The sequence below is a fragment of the Streptomyces sp. NPDC050145 genome (assembly GCF_044460245.1).
In the GTDB taxonomy this organism is placed as follows: domain Bacteria; phylum Actinomycetota; class Actinomycetes; order Streptomycetales; family Streptomycetaceae; genus Streptomyces.
This window is the reverse complement of record NZ_JBITJS010000003.1, coordinates 161,819-175,536: the sequence shown is the minus strand read 5'-3', so window position 1 is coordinate 175,536 and position 13,718 is coordinate 161,819. Positions and strand designations below refer to the sequence as shown.

Genomic DNA, 13,718 nt, shown 5'->3' with positions numbered 1-13,718 from the left:
CCCCGCACCCGACATGAGGAATCCATCCGTGTCTCTCGCTCCGCCCTCGCATCCGCGCGCCCTGTTCGCCATGGCGCGGGACCACCACGAACTGCTCTTCCCGCCGTCGGCGATCCAGCGCCTCGCCCAATGCGTCGACATCGATCCCGACCACGTCGCGGAGGACCTCGCCGACGAGCCCGCCCTGGCGGACGTGGAACTCCTGATCACCTCCTGGGGCTGCCCGCCCCTGGACGCGGACGTGCTCGCCCGGGCCCCGCGGCTCAAGGCGATCGTGCACGCCGCGGGCAGCGTCAAGCACCATGTGACGCAGGCCTGCTGGGACCGGGGCATCGTGGTGTCGTCGGCCGCCGCCGCGAACGCGGTACCGGTCGCCGAGTACACGGTCGCGGCGATCCTGTTCGCCAACAAGCGGGTCCAGGACATCGCCGAGCTCTACCGCGAGCACCGGGCGCCGCTCGACTGGTCCCGCCGATTCCCCGGATTCGGCAACCACGGGAAGACCGTCGGCGTGGTGGGCGCCTCGCTCGTGGGCCGCAAGGTGCTCGAGCTGCTGCGCCCGTACGACTTCGACCTGCTGCTCGCCGACCCGCACGTCGACGCCGCCCGGGCCGCCTCGCTCGGCGCCCGGCTCGTCGACCTGGACGAGCTGGTGAGCGCCTCGCACGTCATGTCCCTCCACGCGCCCGAACTGCCCGAGACGAGGCACCTGTTCGACACGCGCAGGCTCGGTCTGATGCGTGACGGCGCCACGCTCGTGAACACGGCCCGAGGCTCGCTCGTCGACACGGCCGCCCTCACGGCCGAGGCCGCGTCCGGGCGGATCCACGCGGTCATCGATGTCACCGAGCCGGAGGTGCTTCCGGCGACCTCACCGCTGTACTCCCTGCCGAACGTCCTGCTGACCCCGCACATCGCCGGCTCGCTCGGCGGCGAACTGGGACGGATCACCACCAGCGCCCTCGACGAGGTCGAACGCTACTGCTCCGGCCGCCCGTTCGCGTACGCCGTCCAGCAGACGGCACTCGCGACCTCGGCCTGACAGCGCTGCCGCGCGGACGGGGCGCGGGCGGCTCAGGGCCGCGTGTGCCGGCCGGCGAAGGCGAGGGACTCGCGGAAGAGGTCCTCGACCGCCCGCCCGTCCAGGGCGAACCAGCCGTGGTCGGCGTGCGGCACCACCCGCAGCTCCACGGGTGCGCCGGCCTCCCGCAGCGCGCGGGCCAGTTCCCGGCTGTGGTCGGCGGGCACCATCGAGTCGTCCTCCCCGTGCAGCAGCAGGAAGGGCGGCGCGTCGGCCCGGACCCGGTGCACGGGGCTCGCCGCCCGCGCGAGGTCGGGTACGCGTGCGGGAGCGGCGCCGAGGAGCAGGGCCTCCATGGTGTCGGGCGCCGCAGGTTCGAACGGCGGGCGCGCGGTGCTGAGGTCGGCCGGTCCGTACCAGATGACGGCGGCGGCCGGACGCGGCTGGTCGTGGGTGAGCGCGAGCAGGGACGCGAGGTGCCCTCCGGCGGACTCGCCCCAGACCACGGTTCGTTCGGGATCGATCCCGAGTTCCCCGGCGCGCAGGGTCAGCCAGCGCAGGGCGGCGCCCAGGTCGTCCAGGGGTGCGGGGAACGTCGCCTCGCCGCTGAGCCGGTAGTCGGCGCAGGCCACGGCGAAGCCGGCGCGTGCGATGCGTTCGAAGGGCCCGGGGTCCCAGGATCGGGTGTGGAGCCCCATGTCGTCCCGTCGCCCGCGCCGCCAGGCACCGCCGTGGACGAACAAGACGACAGGAGCGGGCTGTTGGTCCGTGGACGGGGCAGGAAGCCACAGGTCCAGCTCCAGCGGACGACCTCCGTCCACGAGCGCGCAGGGGACGCCGCGAACCGTCCGCACCCCGTCCGCCCGCTGCGCGAACGGGGGCAGCGCGGCGGTGTCGGGGTGGGGGGCGGGAAGCTGGGTGAGCAGTTCGGGCGGGATCATGCGGTCCTCCACCGGTGTTCTGTGTCCGCCCGACGTCCCGGGCTCGACGGGACGGGATCAGCTCGCGGCGGCCAGCATGGCCGCCGCGACCGCGCGGGCCTCGGTCGCGGGGGCCGTGGTGCGTTCGCGGAGTGCGGTGACGATCGCGCCGTCCATGAGGAGGACGAAGCGCCGCGCGAGGGTCTCGGGCTGTGCGCATCCGTTCTGGGTGAGCAGGTCGGCGACGTAGGCGATGACGCGTTCTTTGTGTGCGGCGGCGGCGCGGTAGGCGGCGCTGTCGGTGTCGGCGGTCTCCGCCATGGTGTTGATGAAGGCGCAGCCGCGGAAGTCGGGGTTGGCGAAGCGTTCGGTGAGGGCCTCGAAGATGTCCAGGGGGTGGCCGCCGAGGGCGCCCACCCGTTCGGCCAGCCACGTGCGCCAGGCCTGGTCGCGGCGCTGGAGGACGGCCACGACGAGGTCGTCCTTGCCGGTGAAGTGGCGGTAGAGGGAGGCGCGGCCGACGCCGGACTCGGCCACGATGCGTTCGATGCCGACGGCGCGGATGCCTTCGGCGTAGAAGAGTTCCTCGGCGGTGTCGAGGAGGCGTTCGCGTGCGTGGGTGGCCATGGGAGTCAGGTTAGCCGGATCTTGACGGAGATGGAACCGATCGGTACCGTCTCGGCGCAAGAGGTTGGAACCGATCGGTACCATCTGGAGGATTCATGCCGCGCATGCCACAGCTCACCGACGACCCGTCAGGACTGCTCGACCAGACCCGCCGACAGCTCGGCCGGGTGCCCAACCTGTACGCGACGCTCGCCAACTCTCCTGCCGCGCTTGCCGGTTACCTCGCACTGCGCGATCACCTCAGCCGCGGCGTACTGTCCGCCCGGCTCCGCGAGCAGCTCGCCCTGCTGGTCGCCCAGGAGAATCACTGCACGTACTGCGTGAGCGCCCACACCCTCCGAGGACGCAAGCTGGGGCTGAGCGAGAAGGAACTGCTCCGCACCCGGGAGGGCGCCGACGACGGGGACGCGCACGCCGATGCCGTGCTGCGGATCGCCCGTGAGGTGGTGCGCACGGGCGGCCGGGTCGAGGACTCGGCGCTGGCCGGGGCCCGGCAGGCCGGGGTGAGCGATGCCGAGCTCGGCGAGATCGTCGCCCATGTCGCGCTCAACACCCTGTCCAACCACTTCAATCACCTCGCCCGGCCCGAGCTCGACTTCCCGGAGGTGTCGGCATGAGCCGCGAGTGGCGCAGGGGCACGATCGAGCTGGACACCGCCTACACGGTCTTCAGCGCGGACGGGCGGCGGGTCAGCCGTGCCACGGGGGTCGACTTCGCCATCGAGGGCGGTTTCGTCAACATACGCGTGCCGGGCGTTCCGCGCGTCCAGGTGGTCTCGGCGCCGGCCGTCCGACTGATCACCGTCGAGGCAGAGGCAGAGGCAGAGGCCGATGGCGAGGTCGAGGCCTAGCGGGTCCGGAGGCCGTCGATGAGGACGGTCAGGACCTGGTCCGTCTCCTGCGGGGCGTGTTCACGGGTCCAGGCGGCCGCCGCGATCATGGCGTACAGCCCGGTGGCCGTGATGTCGCCTCGCACCTCTCCGGCCTGCTGAGCCCGCTCCAGGAGCCGGCGGCCCGCGGACTGCATGGCGGTGCAGGCGCTGTTCAGGTCGGAGGTCTCGTCCTTGAGGCTGTCCATCAGCGTCGTCACCAGGCCCCGGTAGGTGGTGGCGTGGGCCACGGCGGCCTTCACCCACGTGGCCAGGGCCGCTCCGGGCGGCTCCGCGGCGAGCAGGTTCTGCGCGGTGTCGCCGAGTTCGGCGAGGCTGTCGCGCAGGATCGTCTCGAGCAGGCTCTCCCGGGTCGGGAAGTGGCGGTACAGGGTGGCGTTGCCGAGTCCCGCCTGCTTGGCGATGTCGTCGAGCGAGGTGTGGATGCCGTGCTCGTCGAAGGCCTTTCTGGCCTCGGTCAGGAGTCGCTCGTAGTTGCGGCGGGCGTCTGCGCGCATCGGACTGTGTTCTCCTCGGCGGCCGTACGGGGCGCGGTGCCGCTCCTGTGGGTGACGGGAGCGGCACCGGAAGCGGGGTGTGGCCCCGCATCCTATCCCTGTCGCCCCGCGGCGGGTTCGGGGGCCGGTTCGGGGGTCGGCTCCGACGCCGCGTTCTCCGTTCCGCCCGCGGAAGTGGTGCGCATGACGAGGGTGAGCAGGATGGTGAGCGCGGTGAATCCGGCGCCCCAGGTGAACGCGGTGGTGACGCCCTCGGTGAGGACCTGGTCGGCCGCCTGACGGGGCGTGAGCGCGGCGGGCAGTTCGCTGCGGGCGCTGCGGCTCGCGGCGCCGAAGACGGTGACCATGAAGGCCAGGCCGAGCGCGCCGCCGATCTGCTGCATCACGTTGAGCAGGCCGGACGCGGCGCCGGAGTCCTGCGGCGCGAGGCCGGACATCAGGATCGTGGTGACGCCGACCAGGAGGGTGCCCATGCCGAGTCCGGCGATGAGCATGGGGGCGAGCAGCGCCGAGACGTAGTCGGCGTCGGGGGTGATCCGGGCGAACCAGATCAGGGCGACGCTGATGGCGGCGGCGCCGACGGCGGTCAGGACGCGCGGTCCGGTCCGGGGCAGGGCCTTCGCGGCGACGGCCGAGGCGGCGAGGATCAGGGCGGCCAGCGGCACGAAGGCCAGGCCGGCCTGGATCGGGGTGAAGTCCCGGACCTCCTGGAGGAATTGGGTCAGAAAGAAGAACATCGCGTTGCCGGCCGCCATCACGAACAGCAGCACGAGGTAGCCGGTGGCGCGGTTGCGGTCGGCGAACAGGCGCAGCGGGGTGATCGGCTGCGCGGCGCGCGTCTCGACGACCACGAACAGGGCGAGCAGGACGACGGCGAGGGTGAAGGAGAGCAGGGTCAGCGGGTCGGTCCAGCCGCTGTCGGCGGCGCGGATGAAGCCGTGGACCAGGGCGGTGGTGCCGACGGTCGAGGTGAGGGCGCCACCGAGGTCGAAGCGGGCGGGGGTGCGTTCGGTCTCGCGGATGAACAGCGGGGCCGCGACCAACAGGGCGATGCCGACCGGAACGTTGATGAACAGGACCCAGCGCCAGGAGAGCCAGTCGGTGAGCAGTCCGCCGCCGATGAGCCCGATGGCGGCGCCCGAACCGGAGACCGCCGCGTACAGGCCCAGGGCGCGGGCCCGGGCGGCCGGGTCGGTGAAGTGGGTGGCGATCAGGGCGAGGACGGTGGGCGCGGCGAAGGCGGCGCCGACGCCCTGCAGGGCGCGGGCGGCCAGCAGCATGCCGGCCGAGGTGGACAGGCCGCCGAGGAGCGAGGCGGCGGTGAACACGGTGACGCCGATGACCATGCCGCGGCGGTGGCCGAGGACGTCACCGGCGCGGCCCCCGAGGAGGAGCAGTCCGCCGAAGGCGAGCAGGTAGGAGCTCAGGACCCAGGACAGGCCGGTCGGGGTGAAGCCGAGGGCCTCTTTCAGGTCGGGCAGGGCGATGTTCACGACGTTCACGTCGAGGATCAGCATCGTCTGGAGGGTCAGGACGATCGCGAGCACCGCGCCGGGGCGGTGGCGGGTCCTGCTGCCGGTGGGGCGGGGCGGGCTCTGGCCCGGGGCGCCGGCGCGGTGTTCTTCACTCATGGGTCGGCTTCTCCTCGAATCCTGTCGGACGATAAACGGGGGCTGTCCACGTTTCCTGTCGGGGAAGATACAGGGACTGTCCCCGTTTCACAATCAGGGCTGTACGCAGGCCAGTTGACGCCCCGCTCCCCCGTAGCGGCATCCGAGGCGCCGACCCGCGCCGCGACAGTGCCGACGGGCGGGCCTAGCCTGGTGACATGGCGACGACGCGGGCCGACGGGCTGCCGATCGCCTACGACCGGGCGGGGGCCGGGCCGCTCCTGGTCCTCCTGCACGGCGCGGGCGACGACGCCCGCGTGTGGACACCCCAACTCGACGCGCTGGCCGACGCGTTCACGGTCGTGGCGTGGGACGAACCCGGCGCGGGACGCTCGGGCGAGCTACCCGCGTCGTTCGCCCTCGCGGACTACGCTCACCGCCTGGCCGCGCTCGTGACGTCACTGCGGCTCGGGCCTGCACACGTCGCGGGACTCTCCTGGGGCGGCACCGTCGCCCTGGAGTTCTACCGCCACCACCCGGACCTCGTCCGCACCCTGGTCCTCGCCGACACCTACGCCGGCTGGAAGGGCTCCCTGCCCGCCGAAGAGGTGGCGGCCCGCGTCGCCGGTGTGCGCCGGATGCTGGACGCCTCGCCGACCGGTTTCCCTCCGGCCGCCGTACCGGGACTGTTCGCGGGTGCGCCGCCCGCCGCGTACGTACCGCTGCTGGAGGCGATGGCCGCCGCCGCGCGACCGGACACCCTGCGGGCACAGCTGGCCCTCATGGCCGGGACCGATCAGCGGGACATCCTGCCCGCCGTCTCGGTGCCGACGCTCCTCCTCTGGGGCGAGCAGGATGTACGCTCGCCGCTCGCCGTCGCCCGTCAGTTCCGGGCCGCGATCCCCGACGCCGAACTCGTCGTCATCCCGGGCGCGGGACACCTCAGCAACCTCGAACGGCCCGAGGACTTCAACCGGGCCGTACGGGACTTCTGCCGACGCCACTCATGAGACGCCCACCGCGGGGTCATCGCGACCCCGCGGCCACCACTTTCGCGGTGAGGGGCTCGAGCACCGCGATCAACTCGTCGAGCTCGGCGGGCGGGAGCGCCTCGTACGGCGCGGCGGCCAGCTCGTCGGTGAGGTCCTCGATGCGCTGCTTGACGGCGCGGCCGGTGTCGGTGAAGTGGCCGTCGGTGCCGACGATCCCGCGCTCGCGCAGGCCGTTCATGACCGCGGCCAGCCGCTCCTTCGGGAGGTGGTGGATGCGACCGAAGGACTCCGGCGGGTGGATGCCCTGGTCCAGCGCGGAGAGCACATGGGCCTCCGTTCCACCGATGCGCGCGCCGAGGAGGGCGGCGATGTGCCCGTCGCCGCGGTGTTCGCGCAGCATGGTCGCGCAGTGCCAGAGCCGGGCGACCGGGTCCTGCGGCACGGGGACGGTGCGCAGGCCGGCGTACATGACGCGGCCTTCGGTGGGGGCGCTCGTCGCGGCTCTGGCGGTCAGGTCGGCGGCGCGCACCAGGCCCGGGGAGCCGGCGAGCTCGGGGCCGAGGATGCGTCGCAGGGAAGCGGCGCTGCCCCGTTCGCGTGCGGCGAGGGAGGCCTCGGGCGGGATCGTCTCCCAGGCGCTGGGGATGTGCCGCGCGACCTCCCCGTCGGCGAAGTTGTAGAACGCCGCGTGCACGACCTGCGCCGGGACCCGTCCCAGGGGCGCGGCGCGGCTGGCGAAGTAACCGTCCCAGTAGGTGCGGTGGCCGAGCGCGGCGAGCTCCTGGTGGCACTCGTCGGCGAAGAAGGTGACCAGGCAGAGGGGTTCCAGGAGCTCGTGCATGCGGCGGGCGATCCGGGTCATGTCCCCCATCATGCCCGCGGACCGGCTGCCCCGTGAGGAGCGGCACAGCCCGCGATCCCGGCCCGCGCACGGGTCGGCACCGGACGCGAGGTGTCGATCCCGCTGCACGAGACGCGCCGGACGGGCCGGTGAGGGATGCGCCGGGGCCCGCGTGCGGGAAGTGTGGCCCAGCCGTGGCGACTTCGTGACCCCGGACCGGCCGAGCCGCTGGGATACTCCTCGCCGCACCACCAACTGCACAGGCTCAGCCCGGCAGTTGACACACAACGCGGACGGGGGCTGACCTTCCTCGTCCCTCCATATCGGCCAGGAAGGCTGCGCTTCTCATGGAAGGCACCATCGACGGCTTCACTTACGGGGCAGTGACACCCGCCGTCGGCTACGCCATGGCGTACTTCGGCAGCGCCCTGGGGCTGCGCTGCACCACCCGTTCCCTCAGGTTCGACCGTTCACGTCGCCGTCCGGCCTGGCTGGCCCTCGGCGCCGGGGCCATCGGCTCGGGAATCTGGACGATGCACTTCATCGCGATGATGGGCTTCAGCGTCGTCGGGGCGCCCGTCGAGTTCGAGTGGACGAAGACCTACGCCAGTCTGGCCGTGGCCATCGCCGTGGTGAGCGTCGGTGTGTTCATCGTCGGCTTCCAGGGCCCGACCGTTCCGGCGCTCCTGGCCGGCGGCGTCATCACCGGCCTGGGAGTCGGGGGCATGCACTACCTGGGCATGGCCGCCATGACCGTACGCGGAGCCTCGCTCGACTACGAGACCTCCACCGTCGCGCTGTCGCTGGTCATCGCCGTCGTGGCCGCGACCGCCGCGCTGTGGGCGGCGGTTCAGGACAAGGGTCTCGCGTGGAGCCTGGGCGCGAGCCTGATCATGGGCGTCGCGGTGACCGGTATGCACTACACGGGTATGGCGGCCCTCGAGGTCCACCTGCACTCGGCCGGCACCCCCGCGTACATCACCAGCTCGTCCTTCGACATGCTCGTCCCCATGCTCATCGGCCCGTTGGCCTTCCTGGTCATCGCCGGCGCCATCGTGATGTTCGACCCGCTGATGGTGATGGGCCCCACGGACCGGGCGTCCTCCCCGCCCGAACGCCTCAGCGTGGACGTGCCGTCCCTCGGGCTGCGCGGGCGCACCACCGACACGTCGGGGCACGCGAGCGGCTACAGGAACGCGTACGCCGACGACCGGTTCTCCGCGTTCCGGCCCACCACGCCTCCGGGCGATGAACGCGCCCGCCCCGGCAGCCGCCGCCGGACCTGACGTCCGGAGGCGCTCAGGGGGTTCCCGGGCGGATGCAGAGGAAGCGTCAGAAGGCGACCGCACGGTCCTCGGGCGAGGGGAATCCTCCGCCACTGTTGACACCCTCGCCATCGGTCGGCACGAAGGACTCGACCAGGGACTTGAACTGAAGCAGGTACTCCTCCGCGAGAGGCGGGGTGTAGCCCAACTCGTCCCAACGGTGGCGGCTCCGCGCCAGTGCGACGGCTCGCAGGACGAAGCCCTTCGCCCGGGCACGCTCGGCCGAGGTCGCTCTCCACTCGATGCCCCGCAGATCGAAACCGACGCCGCCGCGTCCCATGACAGTCAGGAGTGCGGCGAAGCGGTGGTCCCACTCGTCCTCGGCGAGTGACGACAACGCCGCAGATGTGAGTGCCACGCCCCGAGAGCCCAGACTGATCCGAACAAGTGGCCCTAGGCTTCCTGGTTCGTCGTCCCGCGCACCTTCGCCTGGATGAGCCTCATCGCTTCCAACGCGGGCAGGTGCGTCAGGCCCTCCGTGAGAGGGAGGTGCGCGGGGCAGAACCATTCGCAGTTCTCCGGGTGGCCGGCCCAGTCGTCCGGATACGTCGTCATGGGCCGGAACTCCACAAGGGTGAAGTCCTCGTACGGGACATCCGAAAGCTGGTACGGGACACGACATATAGGGCAGGAGGGCGGCATCATCGGGGTGCTCTCACTCTCTGACGGATCGACAGCTGATCACCGCTCACCGTAACCAACCCACGCACGACGATCACTCCTCGCCGCCGCCGGAGCCGGTACGCACACCCCATCAACTCCCTCGGAAGGACGACGACATGGCTCTGGACCTCTTCGCCGGGATCCCCGTCACCGACTACGCCGCGGCGCTGCCCTGGTACGAACGGCTCTTCGGCGAGCCGCCGTCGATGCAGCCGAACGACATCGAGGCGGTGTGGGAAGTGGCGGAGCACCGTCACGTCTACATCGTGGAGGACGCGGAACGGGCCGGGAACGCCCTGGTCCTGTCCTTCGTCGACAACCTCCAGGAGCGGGTCGCCGGGGCCGCCCAGCGGGGCATCGAGCCGGCGCTTCGCGAGTCGTACGCCGGCGGCGTGACCAAGTTCGTCTACCGGGACGCGGACGGCAACGAGATCAGCTTCGGAGGCGAGACCGGGTGAGGGAACCCCGGCCGGCGAAGGAGGACGGTCACAGGTCCAGGCCCGCGCGATCCATGTCGAGAAGATCCGGATCCTGGGCCACGAGTGCCTGCTCGAAGGCCGGCCAGCCCTTGATCCGGACGAAGTCGGCCTCGGCCGAGGTGATGGGGACGAGCCACACGATCGCGACGTCGGCGCCGTTCTCGATCGTCACGGAGGAGAAGCCGTCGTCGAAGTACACCGGCAGGGCGGCGTAGAGCGCCGTCATGCCTGCGCCCGGGAGGGGAACCGGCAGGGGGATCACGTCCCCGCGCAGGAGCGCATGTCCCGCCGCCACCATGCGTTCGGCCACGAACTCCACGACGCCGGGCAGCGGGCCGTGGTCCTCGCTGTCCTTGACGTAGTCGCAGGCCAGGAGTTCCAGGTGGTAGTGGCGATCGGAGTCCGGGGACCGCAACGGCGTCCGCGACAGTCCGATCGTGGCGAACGCCTGCACCCGCTCGAGCCGGCCCTCCCGGAACGCGGCCACCTGGGGAGTGCCGGACGGTGCGCCGTCACGGGCCGACCAGGCGCCGGCCATGAGCCCGAGCCGGTTCTCGAGGTGATCGATCAGCACCGGCACCAGACACTCCTCGTCGAACGGTCACCCTCGCGGCCGCCGCCCGTCGCGTCGGCCCCGTCCCCCAGACACTAGTCGGGCCGCCGCTCCGGGCCGCCTTCAGGCCTTCCGGTCGGCGATGATCCATGCCAGGCCCACGAGCGCGGTGACGGCGGCGAGGACGGCGTAGGCGAGCGTGTAGGAGGTCGAGGCGGCGACCGCGCCGGCTGCGAGCGCGCCGAGTCCGGTGCCTGCGTCGAAGCCGACGTTCCAGGCCGTGCCGACGGTCGATCGCGCGTCCTCCCCCGCCGCCGTGAAGGCGTGGACGAGCGTGAGGTTCTGCAGGCCTCCGTACGCGACGCCCAGGGTGAGCATCCCGCCGATCAGCAGTGCCCCGGCAGCGGTGTCCGAGTCACTGGCCGTTCCGGCGCCGATCGCGGCGAGTCCGGCGGCGCCGAGCAGGAGGAGCGGTGCGATCGCCGGGGCGGCGCCGCGCCGGTCGGCAAAGCCTCCGAAGGCCCAGCGGCAGAACGCCGAGGCCCCGGTGAACGCCAGGAGTGCCACGACCACGACGGCGGGGTCGGGGGCGAGACTCGGGGTGAAGGTGAGCACGGCGCCGCCGGCCGAGGTGATCGCGAGCAGTGCGGCGATCGGCCCGGTGAGGGCGCGGCGCAGGCGGGCGGGGTCGGCCGGCGGGCCGGACGGGGTCGCGCCCGCGCCGGGGACATCGTGGGTGTGCAGGGCGCGGGCCACGGAGGGGACGAGCGCGACGGCGGCGAGGGGAATGGCCGCGGCGGTGAAGACCAGCCAGTACCCGACGCTCTCGGCGAGCCAGGGTGCGATCGGGATGAGCAGGAACTGCGGTGCCGCGATGGCGAGTCCGTAGGCTCCGACGGCGCGGCCGCGGCGTGCGGGCTCGACGAGCGCGGCGACGCCTGTGGCGCCGCAGACGGTGATGATCCCGAAGCCGAGGCCGCGTATCGCCGCGAGTGCCGTCACCGCCCGCACGTCGTCGGTGAGCAGGTGGGCCGGTGCGGGGGCTCCGAGCAGGACGGCCCCGAGCACGAGCGTGCGGCGCCAGCCGATCCGTCGCAGGGTTCGCCCGACGAGGAGTTGGGCGACCACGGTGCAGAGCATCATCACGGCGTTGACGACACCGGCGCCCAGCTCGTCGGCCCCGCCGTCGAGCACCCAGAGCGGGGCGACCGGCATCAGCAGCGAGACACCGGCGAACCCGAGCCCGGTCGAGCCGAGCAGGGCGGGCATGCCCGGGGCACGCCAGACCGACGGGACACCCGGGGCGCCGTCGGTCAGATCATGTGTCCGTCTGTCCAACATCGTCGAACGGTATACCGAATGGAACAGCGATCGTGATCCCGGTGGCCACCTCCCGCTCGCGGCTCACGGTCGCAGGGGTCCAGAGGTCCAGAGGTCCAGCCTCTATGAACCGTGAGGGTGTCGTCCGTCGCGCGGAGCGAAGGCCGTGAGGGCGTCCGTGTCGGTGGCGCGCGCGTTCAGGTAGTAGTCGGACCAGGCGGTGATGTCGGGGTAGGAGGAGTCCCGGGCCAGTCGGGTCGCCGCGGCTTCGAGGTCGTAGGGGGTGACGCGGAGTTGTGCGCCCGGGCCCAGGAGGGCCCAGTGGGCTCCGGTGCGGCCGTAGGGCATGCCGATGCTGCCGGGGTTGACGATCAGTCGGCCGTGGGCGAGGCGCGCGTACGGCATGTGGGTGTGGCCGCAGACCACGGTGCGGATGTCGGGTTCGAGCCCGTCGAGGACTTCCGCCCAGCGGTCGAGGCGGGAGTCGACGAGGACGACCTCCTCGTCGTCGCGCGGGGTGGCGTGGCAGAACAGCACCTTTCCCAGCCCCTCCACGGAGAGGGTGAGGGATCGTGGGAGTGCGGCAAGGAGGTCGAGGTCGGCCTCACGGAGTTGTTCGGCCGCCCAGGGGGCGATCGGGTCGGGGATCGTGTCCCGTCCGCCCCGGCGGAATTCGAGGAGTTCCCGGTCGGCGTTGCCGCTGATCCAGCTCACGCGGTCGCCGAGGCCCGTCAACAGGTCCAGGACCTGGGTCGGTTGGGGGCCGGCCGCGATGTCGCCGGTGAGCACGATGCGGTCGGCGGAGCGGACGTCGGGCTCGGCGAGCACGGCCTCCAGGGCCGGCAGGACTCCGTGGATGTCGGACAGGACAGCTACTCGGTTCAGCATGGGCACCACTGTGGGGCGGGGGCCGGTGACCGGCCCGGACTTTCGCCCGGCGCGTAGCCGCCGAGGTTCGGCGAGGGCCGGCGAGAGTCGGCCAGGAACACCACGTGGTGCGTGGTCCCGCCGGGTCAAGGGATTCGTCCATGTGGCGGTAGGTGAACGTTTCCGCAGTTCACGGGCGCCTTCAGGCGTACATGATCATGACGCTCGCCCGTACCGGGAACCCCCCTCACCGCCCCTCGGAGGTGGCCGCTCGTGGTCCTCGTCATCGTCGTCGCCGTACTGGCCCTGCTCGCCGGACTGGCCGCGAACCACTGGCTGCGGCCATGGCTGCTGAACGAGGACGACGGCACGGGCATGGCCGTGAAGGACCTCGTCGGCCCGCTCCTGACGATGACCGTCCTCCTGCTGAGCTTCGTCCTCGTCACGGCCAACGGCTCGTACGGGAAGGCCGAGGTCGCCTCGCGCGGCGAGGCCCGGGCCCTGGACCAGATCGTGGAGACGGCCGAGTACGCGCCCGGCGTCGAACGCGCCCGGATCCAGGCCGCTGCCGTCTGCTACGCCCGCGCCGTCCGCGTCCGGGAGTGGCCCGCGATGTCCGACGGTGAGGGGTCCCCGGCCCCGAGCGTGTGGTCCACGGACTTCCGGAACACGTTCGAGGACCTCGCGGGCCAGCCGGTGTTCGGGATGCTCGTGGCCGCCGACAACAAGCGCTCCGACGAGCGCGAGGAGCGTCTCACCCAGGCGACCGCGAGTATCCCGAGTGCCATCCTCTGGTTCCTGCTCATCACCTTGGTCATCACCGTCGTGGCGCTCGGCATCTGTCTGCCCCGCAAGAAGAACCGCGGCCAGTTGATCGCGCTCCTCGTCATCACCGGCCTCCTGACGACGGCGCTGTGCATCATCCGGGACGTCGACCGCCCCTTCGGCGGCATCATCGACGTCGAGCCGACCGCCATCAGCGAAGCCGAACGCCAGGCCACCCGCGACTTCCTCGCCCACCACCCGGCCTCCGCGCTCCCCTGCGACAACCAGGGCGACCGCCGGTCCGTGTGAGCCGGAGCGGGGGCGCCGTGAACATATGACTGTTGCCGCC

The 13,718-nt window shown here is 72.1% G+C and carries 17 protein-coding genes; 7 read left to right on the top strand and 10 right to left on the bottom strand.

Annotated elements, in window-relative coordinates; all coding sequences use genetic code 11:
- Positions 1–13: 13 nt before the first annotated feature.
- The gene (locus ACIBTU_RS07505) at positions 14–1,042 is read left to right on the top strand and encodes a hydroxyacid dehydrogenase (RefSeq protein ID WP_399124996.1); all 1,029 of its coding nucleotides are present in this window, start codon (positions 14–16) and stop codon (positions 1,040–1,042) included.
- 32 nt (positions 1,043–1,074) lie between these two features.
- Here ACIBTU_RS07505 and ACIBTU_RS07500 read toward each other — a convergent pair whose 3' ends face one another.
- Together ACIBTU_RS07500 and ACIBTU_RS07495 are read right to left on the bottom strand one after the other, a co-directional pair.
- Positions 1,075–1,962 (bottom strand): alpha/beta fold hydrolase, encoded by an 888-nt coding sequence (locus tag ACIBTU_RS07500; RefSeq protein ID WP_399124995.1) that lies wholly within the window; start codon positions 1,960–1,962, stop codon positions 1,075–1,077.
- Positions 1,963–2,019: 57 nt separating this feature from the next.
- Positions 2,020–2,568, bottom strand: a complete 549-nt coding sequence (locus ACIBTU_RS07495) for a TetR/AcrR family transcriptional regulator (RefSeq protein ID WP_399124994.1) — start codon at positions 2,566–2,568, stop codon at positions 2,020–2,022.
- Between the two features lie 104 nt (positions 2,569–2,672).
- Here ACIBTU_RS07495 and ACIBTU_RS07490 point away from each other — a divergent pair, with 104 nt between their 5' ends.
- Positions 2,673–3,185 carry a carboxymuconolactone decarboxylase family protein gene (locus ACIBTU_RS07490; RefSeq protein WP_399124993.1) on the top strand — a complete coding sequence of 171 codons (513 nt, stop codon included), beginning with the start codon at positions 2,673–2,675 and terminating at the stop codon, positions 3,183–3,185.
- Positions 3,182–3,418: a hypothetical protein gene (locus ACIBTU_RS07485; RefSeq protein ID WP_399124992.1), complete on the top strand. Its 237-nt coding sequence runs from the start codon at positions 3,182–3,184 to the stop codon at positions 3,416–3,418. The genes ACIBTU_RS07490 and ACIBTU_RS07485 overlap by 4 nt, the downstream gene beginning before the upstream one ends.
- Here ACIBTU_RS07485 and ACIBTU_RS07480 read toward each other — a convergent pair.
- On the bottom strand, positions 3,415–3,954 hold the full coding sequence (locus ACIBTU_RS07480; protein WP_399124991.1) for a TetR/AcrR family transcriptional regulator: 540 nt from the start codon (positions 3,952–3,954) through the stop codon (positions 3,415–3,417). The genes ACIBTU_RS07485 and ACIBTU_RS07480 overlap by 4 nt on opposite strands.
- 92 nt (positions 3,955–4,046) lie before the next feature.
- Complete coding sequence (locus tag ACIBTU_RS07475; RefSeq protein ID WP_399124990.1) at positions 4,047–5,585, bottom strand: MFS transporter; 1,539 nt, start codon at positions 5,583–5,585, stop codon at positions 4,047–4,049.
- A gap of 197 nt (positions 5,586–5,782) precedes the next feature.
- On the opposite strand from ACIBTU_RS07475, the gene ACIBTU_RS07470 reads away from it, so the two are divergent.
- A complete protein-coding gene (locus ACIBTU_RS07470) occupies positions 5,783–6,574 on the top strand; it encodes an alpha/beta fold hydrolase (RefSeq protein WP_399124989.1) in 792 nt (263 codons plus the stop codon).
- A gap of 16 nt (positions 6,575–6,590) precedes the next feature.
- Here ACIBTU_RS07470 and ACIBTU_RS07465 read toward each other — a convergent pair whose 3' ends face one another.
- Positions 6,591–7,418: a MarR family transcriptional regulator gene (locus tag ACIBTU_RS07465; protein ID WP_399124988.1), complete on the bottom strand. Its 828-nt coding sequence runs from the start codon at positions 7,416–7,418 to the stop codon at positions 6,591–6,593.
- Between the two features lie 326 nt (positions 7,419–7,744).
- On the opposite strand from ACIBTU_RS07465, the gene ACIBTU_RS07460 reads away from it, so the two are divergent.
- A complete protein-coding gene (locus ACIBTU_RS07460; RefSeq protein WP_399124987.1) occupies positions 7,745–8,683 on the top strand; it encodes an MHYT domain-containing protein in 939 nt (312 codons plus the stop codon).
- Between the two features lie 46 nt (positions 8,684–8,729).
- On the opposite strand, the gene ACIBTU_RS07455 is transcribed toward ACIBTU_RS07460, so the two are convergent.
- Both ACIBTU_RS07455 and ACIBTU_RS07450 read right to left on the bottom strand, forming a co-directional pair.
- Positions 8,730–9,080 (bottom strand): hypothetical protein, encoded by a 351-nt coding sequence (locus ACIBTU_RS07455; protein ID WP_399124986.1) that lies wholly within the window; start codon positions 9,078–9,080, stop codon positions 8,730–8,732.
- Positions 9,081–9,115: 35 nt separating this feature from the next.
- Complete coding sequence (locus tag ACIBTU_RS07450; RefSeq protein ID WP_399124985.1) at positions 9,116–9,277, bottom strand: hypothetical protein; 162 nt, start codon at positions 9,275–9,277, stop codon at positions 9,116–9,118.
- A 224-nt stretch (positions 9,278–9,501) separates the two neighbouring features.
- Between ACIBTU_RS07450 and ACIBTU_RS07445 the strand changes: the two genes are divergently transcribed.
- Positions 9,502–9,843 carry a VOC family protein gene (locus ACIBTU_RS07445; RefSeq protein ID WP_399124984.1) on the top strand — a complete coding sequence of 114 codons (342 nt, stop codon included), beginning with the start codon at positions 9,502–9,504 and terminating at the stop codon, positions 9,841–9,843.
- Between the two features lie 28 nt (positions 9,844–9,871).
- Here ACIBTU_RS07445 and ACIBTU_RS07440 read toward each other — a convergent pair whose 3' ends face one another.
- From ACIBTU_RS07440 to ACIBTU_RS07430, 3 genes are all read right to left on the bottom strand, one after another.
- Complete coding sequence (locus ACIBTU_RS07440) at positions 9,872–10,444, bottom strand: suppressor of fused domain protein (protein ID WP_399124983.1); 573 nt, start codon at positions 10,442–10,444, stop codon at positions 9,872–9,874.
- Between the two features lie 96 nt (positions 10,445–10,540).
- Entirely contained in the window at positions 10,541–11,758 is a 1,218-nt protein-coding gene (locus ACIBTU_RS07435; RefSeq protein ID WP_399124982.1) for an MFS transporter, read from the bottom strand.
- 102 nt (positions 11,759–11,860) lie between these two features.
- A complete protein-coding gene (locus ACIBTU_RS07430; RefSeq protein ID WP_399124981.1) occupies positions 11,861–12,625 on the bottom strand; it encodes a metallophosphoesterase family protein in 765 nt (254 codons plus the stop codon).
- A 252-nt stretch (positions 12,626–12,877) separates the two neighbouring features.
- Here ACIBTU_RS07430 and ACIBTU_RS07425 point away from each other — a divergent pair, with 252 nt between their 5' ends.
- Positions 12,878–13,678 (top strand): hypothetical protein, encoded by an 801-nt coding sequence (locus ACIBTU_RS07425; protein WP_399124980.1) that lies wholly within the window; start codon positions 12,878–12,880, stop codon positions 13,676–13,678.
- The last annotated feature ends 40 nt before the right edge of the window (positions 13,679–13,718 follow it).